This is a genomic window from Puia sp., assembly GCF_035546395.1.
Taxonomy (GTDB): Bacteria; Bacteroidota; Bacteroidia; order Chitinophagales; family Chitinophagaceae; genus Puia.
In genome coordinates, this window is sequence record NZ_DASZXR010000016.1 from 687068 (window position 1) to 706662 (window position 19595).

A 19595-nucleotide genomic window follows, 5' to 3' on the forward strand; every position below is an offset into this window, starting at 1 on the left:
TTTTTTATTGGACCTGTAGCTCGTCGACCTTCAAATTCCCGTGCGTCGGAACGATGAGCGTGACGGAATAGCGGCCGGCGTTGATCATGGTGCCGGTAGTGGTGCTAATGTAGTTCCATTTATCGGGCAGGCTCGTTTTGAGATGAACCGTTTCGGTATGGATCAGCGTACTGTCCGGGAGCCGCACTTCGAGAGTCGCCGTCGTGTCGGGGTTCTCCCAGCGGTATTTGACCGTGAGGGCATATTTGTCGCTGACGCCGACCGACACATCCCATTGCGTCGTGTCGCCCTTGTAGTTGGTTACCGGGCGGGTGTCGTAAGCGGGTTCGAGATGATAGGTGGCGGTGTCGACGGAGGGCGGCGCGGGGCGTTGGTTCTTGTCCTTTGTGGCGATGGCAATGGCGGAAATAACGGCCTGGCCGGCGGCTACTTTTGGGAAATGGATGTCGAGTTTGTTTCCTTTGACGCGAACGTTGACGACCTTCTTCAGCGCTATTGCCCGACCGCCGGCTTCTTTCCAGATATCGAGGTCTTTTATGACAGTTTCGTCGTTAACGGCTACATCGAATTGGCGCCAGCCCGTACAGTCTGTTTTGGGGCTACCGGTGCCGAGCCAGGGTTCGACGAAATAGAGTTCGACGCGGTATTCGCCGGGTTCGACCGGGAAGGTGTAGTTCAGCTTTTGGAGGCCATAGCGAAAGGTTTGATAGAGCGAGTCATCGGGGGTGTTAGCGATGGGGTCGTTGATGAAGCGTTGGCTGGCGAAAAAGGGGGGGACGTTCTTGTAATCGTCCGTCCAGGAGGTAGAGCCCCAGGTGTTCCCACCAGTGTAGTGGGTGTCGGCCATCCATTCGTTCTTTTCGCGGTCGATGTAAGTTGGGCCGCCGCAGTTAACGCGGTATAAAAAATAGTAGCTGTTGATGTCGGGGACGACGTTGCGGAGTCTCTTGCCCAGGCTTTCGAGTCTGCCGAAGACGCCGGACCGGGGTTTGTCGGGAGTGTCGACCTCGGCCTGGCCGCGGATAGCGGCGAGATCGGTTTCGTCGGTCGCTACCGCCTGGCCTTTATCGTAGGCGACGGCTTTTATCTGGCGGAATTTTGTTTTGACATCGTTCCATTCAAAATGGGTGCCGATGCCATGGCGGGCGCGTTTGCCGAGGGAGGTCAGGCCGTTGAAGAGTTCGACGGTGTCGCAGTTTGAATAAACGATGACCGTGGGCTGTGGGCGGCGGACGATGTAGACCATTGGATCGGTTCCCGGCCTGGTAAAATTGGCTTTGTACAAATAATAAGGATCGAGGGGTTCTTCCCATTCGGTGAGAAGGCCTTTGTAGTTAACGGGGCCGATGCGGTCGATCTCGCGGCGGCCTTCGCCGGACTGGACGCGGCCGGGATTGTCATGGGAGGCGTAGAGCCAGGCGAAATGCCCGGCGACCTGGGTCTTTACGCTGTCGGCGAGGCGGATCTTCTGCTCCATGAGGGTACACATCCGATCCAGGCTGTTGGCGGTGTCGCCATGGAGATCGGCGGTGCGCCAGGCGCCGTATTCACCGACGAGAACCTGGCGGACGAGATCGGCGCCATAGGTCTTTGGATCGCCGCCATACGTGCCGGTCCAGTTTTGCGGCACATCCCAGTCCGTGCCCTGGCCGCCGTTACAGGTGACGATGAGCCGTTGGGAGGTCGCGGTGGGGTCGAGGCGGCGGATGATATCCGCGCATTCTTTTGCGAAGTCTTCGGGTAACTTGCTTTCGTTCTGCAATCCCCACATAACGATGCTGGGGCTGTTACGGCGTTCTTTGACCCACTCGATCAGGTCTTGTTTGAAGTTCTTCCGGAATTCGGGGGTGTCGAACCAGATGTGTGCCGAGTATTGCGGCCACCAGAGCATGCCGATGCTGTCCCAGAAATGCTGATAGTATAAGTTGTGGGGCTGGTGGGCGTCGCGGAAGGCGTTGAAGCCGGCGGCCCGGATCTGCAAGGCGCGGGCCCGGATCTCTTCGAGCGTAAAGGCATGGCTGTTGCCGATGCGGTGCTCATATTCGGCGATACCGTTGATGAAGACAGGGCGGCCGTTGACGGTAAAGGGATGGGGACCCGGCGCCTGGGGATCGGTCCAATGGATGCGACGGATGCCTACGCCGATGACGGTTTGATCGATGACCTTGCCCTTATGAGATAGCTGCGTGACGAGCGTGTAGCGATAGGGACTACCAGGGGACCAAAGATGGGGGTTGGCGATATTGGGAAGTTGCTGACGAACAGTGGTCGTGTCGGTGAAGGAGACCGGTTGTTGTTTGGTGGCGATGACGGCGCCGGTGGTATCATAAAGCGTTTGGATCAGGTCGACCTGGGTAGGCAGACCGGCGTAATTCTTTAATTCGGTTTCTAGAAAGAGGGTCGCCTTTTGTTCGCTGACAGAAGTGTCATTCCAGACGTGTACGCCGAAGGGTTCGATGCGGGTCTCGCTGGTGACGAGAAGATGGACGGAGCGGAAGATACCGAAGGGTTGGGAGCCTTCGGAGAAGCCGCGTTCGTCGGAGCAGCCGCCGCAGACCCAGGGGAGATCGCGGATATTAGCTGGATGGTCGGCGCGGACCTCGATGGTGTTTTGCCCGTTGCCCTGCTTTATGGCATGGGTGATGTCGAGGGTGAACGAAGTGCGGCCGCCTGCGTGGGTGCCGACGAGTTGGCCGTTGACGCGCACGGTGGCGTAGGAGCCGACGCCTTCGAACCAGAGGAAATAGCGTTTATCGTAGATCTTTTTTATCCCGACGCTTCTTGTATAGAGGGCGCTGCCGTGAAGGTTGCCGTGGAGCAGACGGCGATAGCCGCCGTAGTCGTCCCAGTTGTGGGGAATATCGACTGTTTGCCAATGGTTGCTGTCGACCAGGGTGGTGCGCCAGTTGGCGTTCAACAAGATGTCCTGACGTGGCTGGGCGGCGCAGGAGAGGGCGGATAACAGTAGTACGATGCAAAAAAATTTCATTCCAGATTTCCGTTGAGATGATAAGTTTTGCCAGCGAAGGTACTAATTGTGGCTTTTTTATCGTGATAACGGAGGGTGCAAGGGCCCCCGGAATGCGACGTAATTGTGATAGTTTTAAGACTGCCATTTTGCCATTGGATGTCGAGGGTAAAGCCGCCACGGGCTTTGATCCCTTTGACGTTGCCGTCGGGAAGGGCTGATGGCAGGGCCGGGAGGATGTCGAGGACTCCATCCTGGCTTTGGAGGAGCATTTCCGCGACACCTGCGGCGCCGCCGAAGTTACCATCGATTTGAAACGGGGGATGGGCGTCGAACAGATTTGGGTAGACCCCGCCGTGTTCGCCGGTGGCGCCGACGGCATTGGAGAGCAATTTGTTTAGCAATTTTAGTGCGTGGTCGCCGTCGTGAAAGCGGGCCCAGCAGTTGACCTTCCAGGCGAGACTCCAGCCGGTGCCTTCGTCGCCGCGATATAGTAAAGACCGGCGGGCGGCGAGCATCATGGCGCTGTCTTTCCAGGTGATATCGGTACCGGGGTAGACGCCCCAGAGGTGGGAGATGTGGCGGTGGGTGTCGGTGGTGTCGTCTTTGTCTTCGAGCCATTCCTGCAATTGGCCGTACCGGCCAATTTTGTTGGGGGCGATGCGGGACGCGTCAATGTTGCAATGATGGAAGAGTTCGCGAATGATCTGGTGGTCCATGGTTGGGCCGGCTACGAGGCCGCCGTGTTCCGGGGAGGCACTTGGAGTGCTGATGAGATAGCCGGTGTGTGGATCTTTGATGAGAAAATTGCGAAAGAATTCGGCAGACTGACGCATGATCGGAAAATACTTGCGCGGGAAGGCGGTGTCGCGGGAGTAGAGCCAGTGCTGCCAGATAGCTTCGCAGAGCCAGGCGCCGCCGGTGGGCCAGATGCCGTGGTTGGAGGCATTGATGGGGGCGGTGCCGCACCAGAGATCGGTGTTGTGATGGAGGACCCAGCCGGGGGCGTTGTAGTAGGCCTTTGCCGTGGCCTGGCCCGCGACGGAGAGATTTTTTATCAGATTGAAGAGCGGTTGTTCACAGGCGGCGAGGTTGAGGGCTTCGGCCGGCCAGTAGTTCATTTCGAGGTTGATGTTGGTCGTGTATTTGCTGCCCCAGGGCGGTGAGAGGTCTTCGTTCCAGAGGCCTTGCAGGTTGGCGGGCATGGCGGAGCCGGGGCGGGAGGAGGCGATCATCAGGTAGCGGGCGTATTGGACGTAGAGGCTGATGAAGTCGGGGTCTTTTTCGGGCGTGTATTGGATGATGCGTTGGTCGGTGGGGATCCCGGGTGTCTTTGTGTTGCCGAGCTTTATGGCGAATGTGTTGAAGAGCTTTTGGTATTCGGCGAGATGGGCGGATTTGAGGGATTCCCAGGATCTGTTTTTTATGGCCTGCATTTTTGCTTTGGCGACGGCTTCGGGATCGGCGGAGACGTCGTGATAGTTGACGAAGCTGGTGGCGGCGGTAAGAATGATGGTGGCTTCGGTGGGCTTTTTTTCGACGTGTAAAATGGCGACGCCTTTGACGACGCCGTCCTTTGCCTGTTCGAGCAGTTCGGTGGTTTGGGCGCCGATTTGCTTAATCTGGAAGTTGCGTTGCGGGGTTTTGAGGGCGGCTTTGAAGTTGAGGGTTCCGGGCTTGTCGGTGGTGAGGTGAATGATGAGGGCTTTGTCGGGGGTGCTGATGAGGTATTCGCGCGTATAGTGGATGCCGTTGGTGGTGTATTCTGTTTTTGAGAGGGCGGTGGAGAGGTCGAGTTCGCGGCGGTAATTTTCGGGTTGGGTTTGATCGAATTGCAGGAAGAGGTCGCCAAAGGGTTGGTATTCGGCCTCGTATTTGGGGAGGGGTGGTGGGTTGATGTTTTGGATCTTGTAGCGCCAGGTTGTGGGGAGATGGAGGGCCTGATCGATAGGTGTTCCTTCTGGATAGAGGATGAAGGGAGGCTTGTCGCCTTTGAGGCCAGTGAAGCCGCCTTTGTCGTCGAAGTTGATGACCTGGACGGAGAGTTTGTTTTTTCCTTTTTGGAGGACATTGGCGGGGATGAGGTAGTGACGTTTGGTGCTGATGCCTTCGGCGGTACCGATGAGGTGGCCATTGATATAGGTATAATCGAGGTCACGAATACGACCGAGGTCGAGCCAGAGAGATTTATTGGAGAAGGCTTCCGGCAGATCAAATTCGGTTTGGAACCAGAGGGCCCCGTCGATTCCTGGAAGGTCTGAGACTTCCCAGCCGTTGGGGGTAGGCAACTGCATGATGCTCCATTTGATGGGATTGGCGGTAGCCGAACTGGTGTCGTTGCGCATTTCCCTTAGCCAGGCCGCTTTCCGATTGGTGTATTCGTTTTCGTCGGGGTCTTTCTTGCCCATGAAATGGGCCTGGGCGAGGGCTTCGGCAGCGGCTTGTTTGTTTTCGAACAGGAGGTTGCGGATCGAGTCGAGGTAGAGGTGGGCGTCTTCGCGTTGGTAGGATCGGGGGCGGCCGGTCCAGAAGGTGGATTCGTTGAGTTGGAGATGATCCTCCCCTACCCCGCCATAGATCATGGCGCCTAGGTTGCCGTTGCCGATGGGAAGGGCTTCGGTCCAGGTTTGGGCGGGCCGCGTGTACCAGAGCTTCTGGGCCTGCGTGGTTGTAAAGGCGAGAGAGGCGAAGACGTATATGATGAGTCGTTTCATTCGAATAGCCAATCGAGGTTTTTTTTGCCGGGTTCGTTGAGCGCCGCATCGAAGGGTTTCCGGTTGGGTTGCGGTTTTGCGAAGCCGAGGATGAGGCAGAGCCCTTTTCCGAGTTCGAGGGTATGGGCGCCGGGTTGAAAGGACCAGGCGTGGACGTTGACGGGGGGCATACCGGCGATGATCATTGCGTTGGTGATCCACGGTTCGGCCTGACCGTAGTCGTTGGCGCTCGCGTCGGTTTCTAATTGGGGCGCGGATGCGAAGTCCGAGCCCTTCTTATGGTTGAAGAATCCGACCAGCAAATCTACGGGTTCGGTGGTTGTGAACGTAATTTTTGTGCCCACGGTGCGTTGGGTCGTGACCGATTGTTGGATGCCTTGCAGGTTTCTGAGGACGGGGGTGGCGGCCTGGATGGTCAGGTTGCTATCGGTGAAGGGGTGGGCGCCGCTGTCGATGCTATAGGGTGATTTTATTTGGACGTTGGCGGGTTCGAGGGGTTGGGGTGTGGGGGCTGGTTGGCCGCTGGTGGTCTTTAACGAATCGAGATGGGTTTTGAAATGGTGGAGTTCTTCTTCGTATAGGGGTAGCATTTCGCTCCAGGTGATGTATCTGCCGTTAGCGCCGCGGATGGGGATCTTGCGTTGTTGGGTTTGCATGCTGTTGGCGTAGCGGTAGGCGGGGCCGGTGAGGCGGGTGAGTTCGCGGAACTGGTCGACGCTGGACTGCAGTGCGGGCAGGGCTTTTTGGAGATCGGCGAGATTGCCTGAATAGCTGTATCGGAGGACGTCGAGAGCGGCTTCGGCTTTGGCGGCATAGAAACCGGCGAGAGCCTTGTAGCAATAGATGTCGTTTTTGAGGCGGTCGAATTCGGCATTGTCTCTTTTGGCGACGGCTTTGTCGATTGCGGTGGCCGCCTTATTGGCTTCCTCGCGGACGGAATTGATGACGTCGACGGGGGTTTCGCCGGTGTGGGGCTGGTGGCGCCACTGCCTGGCGGCGTATTCGGCGAGCGATTCGCCGGGAGGGCCTTCGGATTCGTATAATAGGGTGAAGAGTCCATATCGTTCGGGGTCGATGAGCTGGGTCATGAATTCGCCGAGCGTCATAGTCTGGCGATTGCCATCGGTGATGCCGAAGCGGCGGAGGAGCTTTGGGCTGATCTCGCCGGATTGTTCGTAGGCGTCGAGGATATTTTTTGCGGAGGCGGAGTCGCAGGCGTATTTGGCGGCGAGTTGGGTGGTCCAGTATTTTTCCTCTTCGGCGCGGGGACGGTCGCTGTTCCAGGCATAGCGGGCCCAGGCGCGGTACCAGATCCAATCGCGATCCATTTCGAGCAATTTTGGGTTGGCGCTGTCGGCGGCGTAGGGCCAGTCCCAGTAGGAGGCCTGGGGATAGAGGTGGAGGCTGTTGGCTCCATAGACGTTGTGCATGGCCTGCACGCATTTTTGGATGAAGTCGGGGGAGCCGTAGCGGAAGGGCTCGAGATTGGCCATGATGTGAACGTTCTCGATGAGGCCTTTGCTGAGGGTGCTGAGCTGGCGGTGAAGATCGGCCCAGGCGCCGTGGGGCGTATAGGTGGTGAGGGCTTCGCCGTTGTATTTGGCTTCGACGTAGAGATTCGGGTAGAGGGGCATGGCGGCCTTCAGGTCTGCGGGGCCGTCGGTGTCGTGGGCGCGGAGGACGATGGGTGGGAGGTCGTTTCGGCCCGAGGCCGCGAGGCCGTCGCGGATGCCGGGGATGATGGTGTTTGTGAGCCAGTCGATATCGTCCTGCCCGACGCCTTCCATGGCTTCGCCGAGGGTGAACATGAGGCCGACGTTGGGATATTTTTTGACGAAGGCAGCGATGGATTTTCGGGTGTAGTCGGCGATGATGGGAATGATGTGACGGTTGCGATCCTGGGTCTTGAGGTGGTTGTGTTCGGCGAAGGGTTTGGAGACTATGATGTTATAGAACAGCTGGATGACCCAGATGCCGCGTTTGTCGGCTTCGGTGGTGAGCCAGCGGTACATTTCTTCATTCTTTCTAAAGATGTTGTCGTCGACTTCGACGGCGTAGGGATAGTCGGGGAGGCGGACGAGGGAGGCGAAGGGGTGGCCGTTCCAGAGGTACAAAGTATTCAGGCGATTGTCGACCATCGAGTCGAGGTATTTTCGCCAGAGGGTTTTGTCATAGAACCAGGGGAAGTTCTGCGGCGTATAGGGGTATTCGTAAGGGCCCCTGCCGGGGAGGAGGGTTGGTTTTTGGAGGCCGATGCAGGTGCCGCGGAGGACCATGCGGGGGTGGTCGGCGAGGTGGAGGCTTTGCGGCCAGCCGTGGGCTTTGATGGCGTCGGCGAGGGTGAGGCAACCGTAGAGGGCGCCGGAGGCGTCGGCGCCGGTGATGACGGCGGTATTTTTAGCGACGTTGATGACAAAGCCTTCTTTAGGACCGGATGTGCTGTCAATTTTTATGATGAAGTTTTGGCCGCCTCCGGCGACCGCAGCTAAGCGTTGTTTGCCGTACTCCAGACGAGGTTGCGTAAGAGCGGCAAGTGGGAACAATATTATTATGAATCCTTTCATTAGAAGCCGGGGTTTTGGCCGAAGGCGGCGCCGTTTGTCAGGCCCTGGATCTCGACGAGGGGTATGGGGCGGAGATAGTAATTGGGATTAAACGCGGTGATATCGGGGTTGTAGGCCGCGATACGGCTTTGCAGCTTGCCGGTGCGTTTGAGATCGAACCAGCGGAGGTATTCGCCGCAGAGCTCGCGGGCGCGTTCGTCGAGGATGAAGTCGAGGGTCATATCCCCGACCCCAACCTGCATATCGGCGGTATGATCGACCGGTGTCTTGACGGCGGCGCGGGTGCGAAGGACGTTGACGAGGCTGGCGGCTTCGCCGGTATTGCTGAGTTGCACATCGGCTTCGGCGGCGATGAGATATTGTTCGGAGAGGCGGAGGATGGGCAGATCGAGATAGCCCGGATAGGTGGTGGCGCCGGCCTTTGTGAGCGGATCGAGGTATTTGGTCAGCACGACATAGTGATCGCCTTCCGTGCTGCTGATAGAGCCGTTGGCATTATAGGTGCTGTCGACGCTGTAGCAGGCGTAGGGGCGTTTGGAGGGGTTGGCGATCGAGTGCTTGCTGATCCACATCGCGGTATCGCCGACGTTCATTTTATGACCGACGAGTGAAGGGTCCTTGCCGAACCGGGCCACGTCGGCGGCCGTCCAGGTATACGCCTTGTTGCAGAGCCAGATCTCCTGGAAGGAGGCGGCATAGCGGGAGTCGATGCTGTCGTTGTAAAAATTCAACAGGGCGCGGGTGGGCATGAACCGGCGATTCTTCTGGTCATTGCCGTAGGAGATACTCAGCGTCAGGCCCGGGATGGTCGGGGCGCTATAGCCGCTGTAGTTGGTGAGGAACCAGAGATTGGTGCGGTTGCCGTTGCCGTTGATATTGAGATTGGTATTCGGGGAAGGAGAATACGAAGCCCAGAAAATGGTCTCCTTGTTGAACTTCGAGGTACTGCTGCCCTGGCGATTGGTGGGATTCCACATGTCGGCATAGTTGGCATAGAGGCTGAGATTGTACTGGGAGGCGTTGTTGATCACCTGCATGGCCATATCATGCGCTTTCTGGAACCAGCTGCTTTGATCGCCGGTGTTATAATACGCGCGGGATAGGTAGACGCGGGCCAGCAGGGCCATCGCCGCGGGTTGGGTAGCGCGGCCGAATTCCCATGCGCCGCCTGAGACGTGGGCGACACCGGAAGCGGCCGACAGGGCCGGGAGGTTTGCCGCGGCGAATTGGAGGTCGTTGATGATGAGATTGTAAAAATCGGTCACGGGGCTGCGTTGAGCCGTAAGGTCGGCTGTCGTCGTCTCCACGGTATCGAGAACGACCCCGCCGAATTGCTCGACAACCCACCAATAATAAAAACCCCGGAGGAATTTCAGCTCGGCCAGGCGATAGTTCTTTTCGACCGGGTCGGTGAACCCAGCCTGGTTGATCCGCCCGATGCCGGCATTGCATTGGTTGATCCCTTTGTAGAGCGTGGTCCAGACCCCCTTGCAGGGATTGGAGCCCGAGGTGAAATTCTGGTATTGGGTGAGATCGATGTCATAGGACACTTTGTTGTAATTGTACCAGAGGTCCGTACCGGGTTCCGACAGGAAGAGCCCGTTCTCGTCGTTGCCGTAGAGATAGGGGATCCAGGAGTAGGCGCCGTTGACATTGGTGACGAAACCCGCGGGGGTGGTCCAGACGGTGCCTGCGGCGGGATTTGTCGGGTTGTATTCCACGAGCTTCTTATTGCAGGAGAGGAGTCCTGTGAAACCGAGGACGAGGATGATGATACTATAATTCTTCATAATGGCTTTTTTTAGAATCCAACATTGAGACCAACGACGAGCTGGCGAGAGAGCGGAGAGTCTTCGGCGCCGCCTCGTTCGGGGTCATATTGTTTGATCAGGCGGCTTTTTGCCTGTACGAAAATATTGTTGCAGGTGACATAGGCGCGGAGAGAGGTCATAAAGGCCTTCTTCAGGAGGCTCCGGGGAAGGGTGTAACCCAGCGTTGCCGTCTTCAGCTTTGCGTAGGAGCCGTCGACATATTGAAGAGTCGTAGAGCCCGGATAGTTGGAAAGGGTGGCGCCGGCCTTCGGCATCGGGTAATCGTTGCTGGGATGATTGGGCAACCAGTAGCTGAAATATTCAGGACCGTTGTTGGTCTTCCCGGTGGGATCGAAGCGGCCGAGGACCTTATCGTTGATCATCTGGCCCCAGCGGACGAGGACGTATACGGTCAGGTCAAAGTTCTTGTATATAAACGTATTCTGAAAGCCGAGGGACCATTTGGGCACCTGCGAACCGATATAGGTGCGGTCGCTGTCGGGGCTGATCTTGCCGTCGTGGTTGAGATCGGCCAGTTTGATGGTGCCGGGGGTGAAGGGCGTTGTGCCGAATACCAGGGCGCCTGCCTTTGCCGCTTCGCCCGACTGCCAGATGCCGAGCTTCTTATAGTTGTAGAAAGAGTGGATCGGGTGGCCGATGAGCAACGAGTTGTTTTCGGCATCCGTACCGTCGATGATACTGGTACCGTTGATGAGTTTTGTGATCTTCTCCTGGTTGGACATGAAGCTGATGGTAGAGAGCCATTTGAAGCGAGGCCCGTCGATGTTGCGGGTATTCAGGCCCACTTCGATGCCGCGGTTTTGAGAGGAGCCTACGTTCTGGAACGTGGTGCTTACACCCAGGCTCGGGGGCAGGGTGCGGTTGAGCAGGATATGATCGGTATTGGTATTGTAGAGATCGACGGAGAGGTCTACCCGGTTCTTCCAGAGCCCGAGGTCGATGCCAACATCGGCAGTCCTGGATAATTCCCAGCCCAGGGCCGCGTTGCCGATATTGGGATTGAAGATATAAGCCGGTGCGTTGACGCTTTCGAATCCCATCTGCTGTACAGACAGAACGGACTGGGTACCGTACGCGGGGATACCGGAGTTGCCGGCGACGCCGTAGCTGAACCGCAGTTTCAGATTGGAGATGGCGTTGGCCGGTTCCATGAACTTCTCGTCGCTGAGGCGCCAGCCGACGGCCGCCGATGGGAAATTATAGTTCTTATGACCTGCGGAGAGGATGGAGGCGCCGTCGTATCGGTCGGTGAGTTCCAGCAGGTATTTCCCCTTGTAGGAATAATTCAACCGGCCGGCATAGGACATATTGTTCGTCCGGATATAGTTGGAACCCTGGAAACGGTTGTTTGGCGCGCCGTTGAGGTTGTAGAACAGTTGGGAGCTGTACAGCAGTCCCGTGCCGCCGGCCGTCAGGGATTCTTTTACGCTTTGGGTATAGGTGGTCAGACCGGTGAGGGTGAAGGAATGATCGCCGATCTGTTTATTATAGGTCAGGACGTTGTCCCACTCATAGAAACGGTTATTGTTGGTCGTTTGGGTCGCGTAGGTGTATTTGTTATTGATCTCTTCCAGCGCGGAGGAGTCGAAATACTGGCCGGTGCGATTGCTGAGGAAATTGGCGCCGAACCGGGTGACGAAGTTGAGGCCTTTGATGGGATTGACATCGAGATGTGCGTTGATGGTGGTCTGGGTGGCGCTGGAGGTGTTGGTGGCGATGAGGGGGCCGCGATCGTCGGAGAGCGGGCTCATGACGGTGCTGCCGGCTATCGGGTAGACGACGATGTGACCGGTTGAATCATAGGGAGTTCCGAGGGGTGTTGCGGTGGACGCCAGCGAATAAGGATCGGCGCTGCGGGTATTGGTGACGGAGTAGACCATGGCGGCCTGGACGCCGGCCTTCATCCATTTGTTGAGATCCTGGTCAAGGTTGAGCAGGAGGTTGTATTGTTTGAGATTGTTGAACCGGATCATCCCGTTGTCGCCATAGTAGCCGGCCGAGAGGTAGGCCCTGCTTTTCTCGCTGCCGCCGGCGACGGATACGGAATGGCTTTGGCGGAGACCGTTCTGCGTCACGAGGCTGGGCCAGTCGACCCATTGGTTCTTTGCGATGGCGGCCAATTCGCCGGCGTTGAAGATCTTCGGGTCATCGGCGGGGCTGTTCCAGAGTCCTGTGAATACGTTGGCCTCGCGGCGTAGCCAGAGATAGGCCTGGCCTTCGCGGGGATGGGGGTATTGGACGAAGCCGTTTGTGCCCATATAGCCGTTGTAGTTGATCTTCGCCTTGCCGCTGGTGCCGCGTTTGGTGGTGACGATGATCACCCCGTTGGCCCCCTGGCTTCCGTAGATGGCGGTGGAGGAGGCGTCCTTGAGCACTTCGATGGATTCGATGTCGTTCGGGTTCATGTTGTTGATGTTCCCGCCCTGGATGCCGTCGATGATGTAGAGGGGCCCGGTGTTGCCGCTGATGGTGCGGGTGCCGCGGATGTGGATACTGTCGCCCGATCCTTCTTTGCCCGAGACCTTGGTGATATCGGCGCCTGGGATCATGCCCTGTATGGCTTCGAGCGGGTCGTTTGTCGGGGAGCGGACGATATCACTTGCTTTGACCACGGAGATGGCGCCGGTGAGGTCGCGCTTTTTGACAAGACCGCCATAGCCGACCACGACCACCTCGTCGAGGCTTTTGTCGGTCTTTTTGAGGCTGATGCGGATCGGGGTGCTTGCGTTTGTGTTTGCGCCTGCTTTGAACTCTGAGGCTTCATAGCCGATGTAGGAGAATTGGAGGGTCGCTTTGGCGTTGGAGGCATGGATCGTGAAGGATCCGGCGTTGTCCGTAACGACTGCGCTTTTCGGATCGCCTTTGACCATGACGGTCACGCCGGACAATGGCTGACCGGTGGACTGGTCGACGATGATCCCCGTGAGGGTCCGTTCCTGGGCCAGCGCGGTGGTGCAGGTGAGGAGCGGGAGGATCAAAGTCCACAATAGTAGCTTCAGGTGTGTGCGGTGCATATGGCAGTGGTTGTTATTTTAAAAATCGGGTTGGACGCCTCCTTTGGCGCTGGACTCGTAGGCTGCTTCGACGCAGGCCATGGTGTCGATGGCGTCTTCGACGGAGTTATCGGGTTGTGGGATCGTGCCTTCCGCTGCGAGCATGACCTGGGCCATGCTGCCGATGAAGGCGTGGGGGAACCAACCGCCGGGGATGTCGAGGGATTTCCAGACACGGGAGCGGTCGGCGCCGACGATGCAGTATTCGAAGCTGTCGGGTACCCCTTCGGGGTAGTTCATCAGCAGGCCCATCTTTATCTTTATGGCGCCTTTTGTGCCTTCGAACTTGATATAGGAGTGCTGTTGCAGCAGGCCGAAGTCGTGGCTATGGTTGGTGAGGATATTGGCGCGGATCATTGGACCGTAGTCCATGATGATGCTGCTGCGGACGGAGGCCAGTTCGGGCATACCGGGATGCTGGACCGTTTTGGCGTATATCGAGGCGGGGTTGCCGTAGAAGGAGCGGATGAGATCGATATAATGGATGCTGTGGTAGAGTATCTCGACGCGGGGCAGCTCGTAGAGGAATTTCCAGAGATGCCAGGGGGTGTAGACGTTGACGTTGATCTCGATGTCGCACAGGTCGCCGATGAGACCCTGGTTGACGATGCTTCTTGCGGCATTGATATAGGGGGCGTATCTCAGCTGGAAATTGACCCCGCATTTCATGCGTTTGTCGCGGGTGAGTTGCAGGATCTCGCGGGCCATGGCGAGGTCTTCGCCCATGGGTTTTTGCATGAGGACGCAGGCCTCGTCGGGGAGTTGTCTCAATACGGGCAACATTTGACCGCCGGGGACTGCGATGTCGAAGACGGCGGTGCGGGGGCAGCGGGCGAGCATGTCCTCCATCGAGTAGTAGACGAGGGGGATGTCGAAGCGGGCGGCGGTTTGTAGCGCTTTTTCCCGATCGACATCGAAGATGCCGGTGACCCAGAATCCTGCGAGCTTGTAGGCGGGCAGGTGAGCGTCGTTGACGATGCCGCCGGCGCCGATCAGCACGATGGGCCGTGCGCGCTGGGGTAAGGGGCTATTGGTTTCGATGGTCATACTTTTGCTTTTTGGCTGATTACTGCCTTTGCGGCTTTTGCGCTTTCGGCTTCATTTCCGATTGCGGCGGCTTTTGCGCCCGCCGCGCCCATGATGATCCCGGCGATGACGAGGATCGCGATGCCGGTGGTGTTGAGCCGGATCGTTGCGCGGGTGGTGCTTGTCCATTCTTTATAATAATATCCCCAGAGGTTGCTGGCCACGACCATGAAGGACATGTGGACCGACCAGTTGGCGAAGCTATATGGACCCATATAGAAAGAGGCCATTCCATAGAATACGAATTGGAGGTACCAGAGGACGCCGACGAGGGCGCTGAAGGCATAGTTGGTCTTCAGGGTTTTGCTGCTTGCCGCCTGGCTGTAGTCTTTGAAAGTTTTGTTGCGGCGGTTCATGGCGATGCAATAGATGAGATTGACCGTGATACCGCCTAATAGTTCGACAAAGAAGATGGGGGTTGCCGCCCATTGGGGGGCGGCGCCGTTTGCGATCGCGTTCTGTTTTATTGCATCGCCGGCGGCTATTCCGAAGGCGAAACAGGCACCGAGGATCCCGGCGGCGAGGGCAATGGATATTCCCTTGCTGAAGTTGAAAGTACTGCGGCCTTGCTTGTCGCGGAGCCAGCCGGCGCGACCGCAGATGGTGATACCGATGAGCGAGAGGGCGATGCTGGCGATGGTGATGCGGCCGGACGGAGTGGCGAGGGTGGCGGCCCATTTTCCTTCGGCGATGATGGGGACCAGGGTGCCGAGGGAGGAGAGGAAGCCGGTGGCGATGGAGAAGCCGAGGGCGATACCAATGTAACGAACGGCCATTCCCCAGGCGAGGCCGCCGAGGCCCCATAGGAAGCCGAAGGCGTAGGTTTCGGCCAGGGTGGCCGTAGGCGTTGCATGCAGGACGCTAAAAAGATGCGGTGTCGCGAGCAGGGCGAGGAGCAGTGGGAGGAGGAGCCAGGCGACGATACCCTGGACGGCCCAGCCGCTTTCCCAGGCCCAGCCTTTTACCCCTTTCAGGGGTACATAGCTGGTTCCGGCGGAGAGTCCGCCGAGGATGAGCATGCTTAACCCGATGATGACGTTCATAATGGCAGTTTATAGAATCGTTCTGCGTTGAGATGATATAGCTTTGCCTGGGCTTGCGGATCGAGCTTTTTTTCGATCAGCGTGCGATAAGCGGTCCAGGTGGTTTCATAGGAGCCGGCGAGCAGGGATACGGGCCAGTCGCCACCAAAGAAACAGCGATGGACACCAAAATGGCGGAGTACGAAGTCGATGCTGGGTTCGAGATCGGCGGCGGTCCAGGCGCCGCCTTTTTGTGCGGCGGTGCCCAGACCGGAAAGTTTTACATAGAAGTTCGGGTGTTTCGCGGCGATGGTCATGAGGTCTTCCCATTCACTGTCGACGCGGCCGATGGGCGGTTGATTACAGTGATCGAAGACCATTCTCAGGGATGGCCATTTTTCGGCGACCTCGAGGGCCGTCTTGATATGGACCGGGAGGACTCCGACGAGATCATAGGGGATGTCGCCCGCGGCGAGGAGGCCGAGGCTTTCGAGTACGGTGTCCTGCAGCAGCCATCGCGGGTCGGGTTCGTCATGGATGAGGTGACGGACGCCTTTTAGTTTTGCTCCGGGGACGTATTCCTTTTCGAGGATACGGGCGGTAGCGGCGGGGTCCTGTAGCGGCAGCCAGCCGACGATGCCGGTGATCCACGGGTGTAACTCAGCAGTGCGGATCATCCAGGCGGTGTCTTCGGCGTTATTGGCTGCCTGTACGAGGACGCCACTTGTTATACCTGTGGTTTTTCGTTGAGGTTCGAGTTCATTGAGATCATAGGTGCGGTTCAGGATAGACGTGTTGCCTTTCAACCAGGGGTATTCAACCTGGTCGAGGTTCCAGATGTGGATATGTGTGTCTACTAATCTGCTCATAATTGGCGGCTTTGAAGCACCAAATTACTTTACCAAACCGAATTGCGCGTCGATCATGGTATTGTGTTCGCCCAGCAGGGGTGCGCCTTTTTCCGATACGGCTATTTTTCCGTCCACACGGATCGGACAACGCGTGGTACGTATCGAGAGTCCGTTGCTGGTTTTTACCTTCAGCTCCATGTTCAGGACCTTATAGCCGACCTGTTGAAGCAGATCGGCATAATCCATTACTTTGGCGCACCAGATGTCGGCGGGTTGGAGGATGGCCAGCCATTCGTCGGCAGTGCGGAGGAGCAGGTGTTGGGTAAGGATCGCCTTTATCTCGTCGCGTTTTTCAAACCACTCCGCAGGCGAATCATAGGGTTGCAGCTCGCTGCATTCCAGCAGCAGCGCCAGTTTTTGGATATCGCCCATGGCGAGGGACAGGTAGCCTTCGCGGGTCTTGTAGATGCCATAGGGCGCAGGGATATAAGCGTTGCCATTGCTCAGCTTGCTTCTGACGGGCAGCTGGCGGCCGTCGTTGTAGTGACAGGTGAGCACCTCGAACTGGAAATCGAGAATGGCTTCCATCATACTGACCTGGACGAGGGCGCTTTGGCCGGTGGCGTTCTTTCGATAGAGAGCGGCGAGGATGCCTTGCGTGAGGTAGGTGCCGGCGAGGATGTCGACGACGGAGACGCCCATCGGCGTAGGGCCCTGGTCGTGATTGTTACTCAGGAATGTCAGGCCGGAGAGGGCCTGGACGAGGAGATCCTGTCCGGGGAGGTCGCGCCAGGGTCCTTCCGACCCATACCCACTGACCTCGCCATAGATGATACCCGGTTTTATTTGTTTTACGGTTTTGTAATCGAGACCGATGCGTTCCATTACGCCGGGGCGGAAGTTGTGCAGGACGATATCGGCCTTTTCGATCAGTTTTTTTATTTTTTCGAGGTCGATTGCGTCCTTGAGATCGGCGGCATAGCTCTGCTTGTTGCGATTGATCGCGTGGAAAATCGTCGATTCCCCTTCGATGCGGGTGTCGGATACGTAGAGCTGGCGGCAGATGTCACCGGTGCCGGGTCTTTCGATTTTTATCACACGTGCGCCCATATCGGCAAGCCGGAGCCCTGCGGAGGGACCGGAAAGGAACTGGCTGAAGTCGATAACGATAATATCCTTTAAGAGGTCCATTGCTTTAGTTCTAATTCGATGGTTACATTGTCCTGTCCGAGGGAGGGGGCGGCCTTTTCCGAGAACAGCCGTTCGCCGTCGATCCGGATCGGGCAGCGGGTGGTGATCACGCGTTTGCCCCTGGCCGTCGTGACGGGTTGTTCCATTTCCAGTACTTTATAGCCTTCGCTCGATGTCAGGGTTCGCCAGTCGAGTACTTCCATGGCCCACATATCTTCAGCGTGGAGAAGTTGGAGCCAATGGCCGGCCGGCTTTTCCGCGAGGTGCCGGGCGAGGAGCGCCTTGATCTCATCGCGGTGGCTAAAGGCCTGGTCCTGGCCATAGGCGGCGAGATCTTTTGAACCGATGGCCTGGGCCAGCTGGGGGATGTTGACCATAGCGATGGCGATATGGCCGTCTGCCGTGGCGTAGATGCCATAGGGTGCGCTGAGCAGGGGATTGCCGTTGTTGTTGCGACTGCGAAGTGGCAATTGCCCGCTGCTGTGATAGGTGGTCAGGAATTCGAACTGGAAGTCGAGGAGGGATTCCATCATGCTGATCTCGACGAGACCGCCTGTGCCGGTCCTTTGACGGCGGACGAGGGCGGCCAGGATGCCCTGGACCAGCTGGGCGCCGCAGAGGCTGTCGGCGATCGAGAGGCCGAAGGGCATCGGGTTGTCTTTCTCGTTGCCGGTGGTATAGGCAAGGCCGCTCATCGATTGGAGGAGGAGATCCTGGCCGGGGCGATCTTTCCAGGGGCCTTCCTTCCCATAGCCGCTGATGGCGCCATAGATGAGCTTTGGATTGATCGCCTTTACTTCTTCGTATCCGAGGCCGGCGGATTCCATGACGCCGGGGCGGAAGTTATGGGTGAGGACATCGGCCCGGGCGATGAGCCGCTGTATATTTTGGAGCCCTTCCGGCGATTTGAGGTCGGCGGTAAAGCTTTCTTTGTTGCGATTGATGGTATGAAAAAGCAGGGAGTCGCCGTCGACCCAGAGGTTTTTGATGGAGAGCCGGCGGCAGGCGTCCCCGGTGTCGGGTCGCTCTATTTTTATCACCCGGGCGCCGAGGTCGGCAAGCCGGAGACCGGCCGAGGGTCCGGAGAGATACTGGCTGAATTCCAGTATGGTGAGCCCGTGTAGGGGTAGGTTGTTCATGCGGGTTCTTTTTTGAGGCTTTGCGCGTAGATATCTTCTACTTTTTTTAATGTGCTTTTTTTGTCCTGCCTTCCTTGCAGGAATTGCTGGATAGGGTTGCCAGCGTGGTCCTGGAAGTGGAGGTAGCCGTGGTAGCGTGGGCGCATATAGCTGCGTTCGAGAGCGGGTAATGTGTTGAAGAAATAGTTGTCTGTTAGGTGGTTGGCTGCTTTGCCGAGCCATGCTTGTTTGTGGCCGGGCTGGCCGCCGTGTTCGACGTATAGTGTCGATTGTGTCTTTGGTGCGCAGACGTATTTGGCGAAGGCGATTGCTGCTTCGGGGTGGTTTGTTGATGCGGAGATGGCGAGGCCGGTGCCGCCGAGGGTGGAGCGGAGGCGGTGACCGTTGAACGCGACGAGGTCGGTGTAGGAGAGTTTGTTCTTTGCATAACCTTCGCGGGCGTAATTGCTATAGCCATAGGCGAAGGGGCAGTACCAGTAGTCGTCAGTGGCGGTCATGGCTTCGGCGACGGCGATGGGATTGGCGGAGAAGAACTTTTTGTCGATCCTTGAATAGAGCTCCTGCATGGTGTCGAGGGCGGCTTCGCCTGTTTGGGGATCGATCACTCGTTCCTGCGACTGAAAGGGGCGGCAGCCGTGGGCGATGCAGAACATGTAGAAGTTCATCAGGATGTCGATTGGGATCGCGGGGACGGCGAGGCGGCCTTTGTTGGCGAGGTCGAGGACTTCGGCCCAGGTCCCGGGAACTTTTGCGCCGGCCTTTTTCATCAGATCGGCGCGATAGCTGGCGACGGGAGTAGCGGCGTCGATGGCGAGGGCCCATTGGTGGCCGCCATAGTAATAGCTCTGGTGGCTGAACCCGATGCTGTTCTCCGCCTGGTCGCTGAGATATTCGGCGGGGAGATATTGCTCGAGGGGAAGGACTGCGTTGGTGTGGGCGGCGCCTGCCCAGGGGTGGTCTATGATGAGAAGATCGTAGACCTTTGCCAATTCTTCGATGGGATAGTCGGCGAATTGTTGGAGGCTGCGTTTTTCCCAGGTGATGGTGATGGCTGGGTTGAGTTCCGTGAAGCGTTGGGCGGCGGCTACGAGGGGAGTATAGCCGCGGCTATGGCCCCAGGTGATGCCTTTTATTGTTATTTCTGTATTGCTTTTTGCTGAAGGCATTTTAGTCTT

Annotated in this window: 11 protein-coding genes; all 11 read right to left on the minus strand. The window is 57.7% G+C overall.

The window, feature by feature from the left end; all coding sequences use genetic code 11:
* Positions 1–4: 4 nt before the first annotated feature.
* The 11 genes from VHE34_RS24020 to VHE34_RS24070 are packed head-to-tail and all read right to left on the minus strand — an operon-like array spanning position 5 to position 19586.
* Positions 5–2989, minus strand: coding sequence for a malectin domain-containing carbohydrate-binding protein (locus VHE34_RS24020; RefSeq protein WP_325592671.1), 2985 nt, complete (start codon positions 2987–2989; stop codon positions 5–7).
* On the minus strand, positions 2986–5682 hold the full coding sequence (locus tag VHE34_RS24025) for a glycoside hydrolase family 95 protein (protein WP_325592673.1): 2697 nt from the start codon (positions 5680–5682) through the stop codon (positions 2986–2988). The genes VHE34_RS24020 and VHE34_RS24025 overlap by 4 nt, the downstream gene beginning before the upstream one ends.
* Positions 5679–8246 (minus strand): alpha-d-galacturonidase, encoded by a 2568-nt coding sequence (locus VHE34_RS24030; protein WP_325592675.1) that lies wholly within the window; start codon positions 8244–8246, stop codon positions 5679–5681. The genes VHE34_RS24025 and VHE34_RS24030 overlap by 4 nt, the downstream gene beginning before the upstream one ends.
* Positions 8246–10036, minus strand: a complete 1791-nt coding sequence (locus VHE34_RS24035; RefSeq protein ID WP_325592677.1) for a RagB/SusD family nutrient uptake outer membrane protein — start codon at positions 10034–10036, stop codon at positions 8246–8248. Before VHE34_RS24035 ends, VHE34_RS24030 begins: the two co-directional genes overlap by 1 nt.
* An 11-nt stretch (positions 10037–10047) precedes the next feature.
* The gene (locus tag VHE34_RS24040; RefSeq protein WP_325592679.1) at positions 10048–13092 is read right to left on the minus strand and encodes a SusC/RagA family TonB-linked outer membrane protein; all 3045 of its coding nucleotides are present in this window, start codon (positions 13090–13092) and stop codon (positions 10048–10050) included.
* A gap of 18 nt (positions 13093–13110) precedes the next feature.
* Positions 13111–14178, minus strand: coding sequence for a Gfo/Idh/MocA family oxidoreductase (locus tag VHE34_RS24045; RefSeq protein ID WP_325592681.1), 1068 nt, complete (start codon positions 14176–14178; stop codon positions 13111–13113).
* Complete coding sequence (locus VHE34_RS24050; RefSeq protein ID WP_325592683.1) at positions 14175–15260, minus strand: L-rhamnose/proton symporter RhaT; 1086 nt, start codon at positions 15258–15260, stop codon at positions 14175–14177. Before VHE34_RS24050 ends, VHE34_RS24045 begins: the two co-directional genes overlap by 4 nt.
* The gene (locus VHE34_RS24055; protein WP_325592685.1) at positions 15257–16108 is read right to left on the minus strand and encodes an amidohydrolase family protein; all 852 of its coding nucleotides are present in this window, start codon (positions 16106–16108) and stop codon (positions 15257–15259) included. Before VHE34_RS24055 ends, VHE34_RS24050 begins: the two co-directional genes overlap by 4 nt.
* A 24-nt stretch (positions 16109–16132) precedes the next feature.
* Positions 16133–17281 (minus strand): CoA transferase, encoded by a 1149-nt coding sequence (locus VHE34_RS24060; protein ID WP_325592687.1) that lies wholly within the window; start codon positions 17279–17281, stop codon positions 16133–16135.
* Complete coding sequence (locus VHE34_RS24065) at positions 17269–18420, minus strand: CaiB/BaiF CoA-transferase family protein (RefSeq protein ID WP_325592689.1); 1152 nt, start codon at positions 18418–18420, stop codon at positions 17269–17271. Before VHE34_RS24065 ends, VHE34_RS24060 begins: the two co-directional genes overlap by 13 nt.
* The gene (locus tag VHE34_RS24070; RefSeq protein WP_325592691.1) at positions 18417–19586 is read right to left on the minus strand and encodes an ABC transporter substrate-binding protein; all 1170 of its coding nucleotides are present in this window, start codon (positions 19584–19586) and stop codon (positions 18417–18419) included. Before VHE34_RS24070 ends, VHE34_RS24065 begins: the two co-directional genes overlap by 4 nt.
* Positions 19587–19595 lie beyond the last annotated feature (9 nt).

Bases quoted from the DNA above. Each gene is read 5' to 3' on its own strand.
- VHE34_RS24020 (WP_325592671.1), bottom strand. From the start codon at position 2,989: ATGAAATTTTTTTGCATCGTACTACTGTTATCCGCCCTCTCCTGCGCC.
- VHE34_RS24025 (WP_325592673.1), bottom strand. From the start codon at position 5,682: ATGAAACGACTCATCATATACGTCTTCGCCTCTCTCGCCTTTACAACC.
- VHE34_RS24030 (WP_325592675.1), bottom strand. From the start codon at position 8,246: ATGAAAGGATTCATAATAATATTGTTCCCACTTGCCGCTCTTACGCAA.
- VHE34_RS24035 (WP_325592677.1), bottom strand. From the start codon at position 10,036: ATGAAGAATTATAGTATCATCATCCTCGTCCTCGGTTTCACAGGACTC.
- VHE34_RS24040 (WP_325592679.1), bottom strand. From the start codon at position 13,092: ATGCACCGCACACACCTGAAGCTACTATTGTGGACTTTGATCCTCCCG.
- VHE34_RS24045 (WP_325592681.1), bottom strand. From the start codon at position 14,178: ATGACCATCGAAACCAATAGCCCCTTACCCCAGCGCGCACGGCCCATC.
- VHE34_RS24050 (WP_325592683.1), bottom strand. From the start codon at position 15,260: ATGAACGTCATCATCGGGTTAAGCATGCTCATCCTCGGCGGACTCTCC.
- VHE34_RS24055 (WP_325592685.1), bottom strand. From the start codon at position 16,108: ATGAGCAGATTAGTAGACACACATATCCACATCTGGAACCTCGACCAG.
- VHE34_RS24060 (WP_325592687.1), bottom strand. From the start codon at position 17,281: ATGGACCTCTTAAAGGATATTATCGTTATCGACTTCAGCCAGTTCCTT.
- VHE34_RS24065 (WP_325592689.1), bottom strand. From the start codon at position 18,420: ATGAACAACCTACCCCTACACGGGCTCACCATACTGGAATTCAGCCAG.
- VHE34_RS24070 (WP_325592691.1), bottom strand. From the start codon at position 19,586: ATGCCTTCAGCAAAAAGCAATACAGAAATAACAATAAAAGGCATCACC.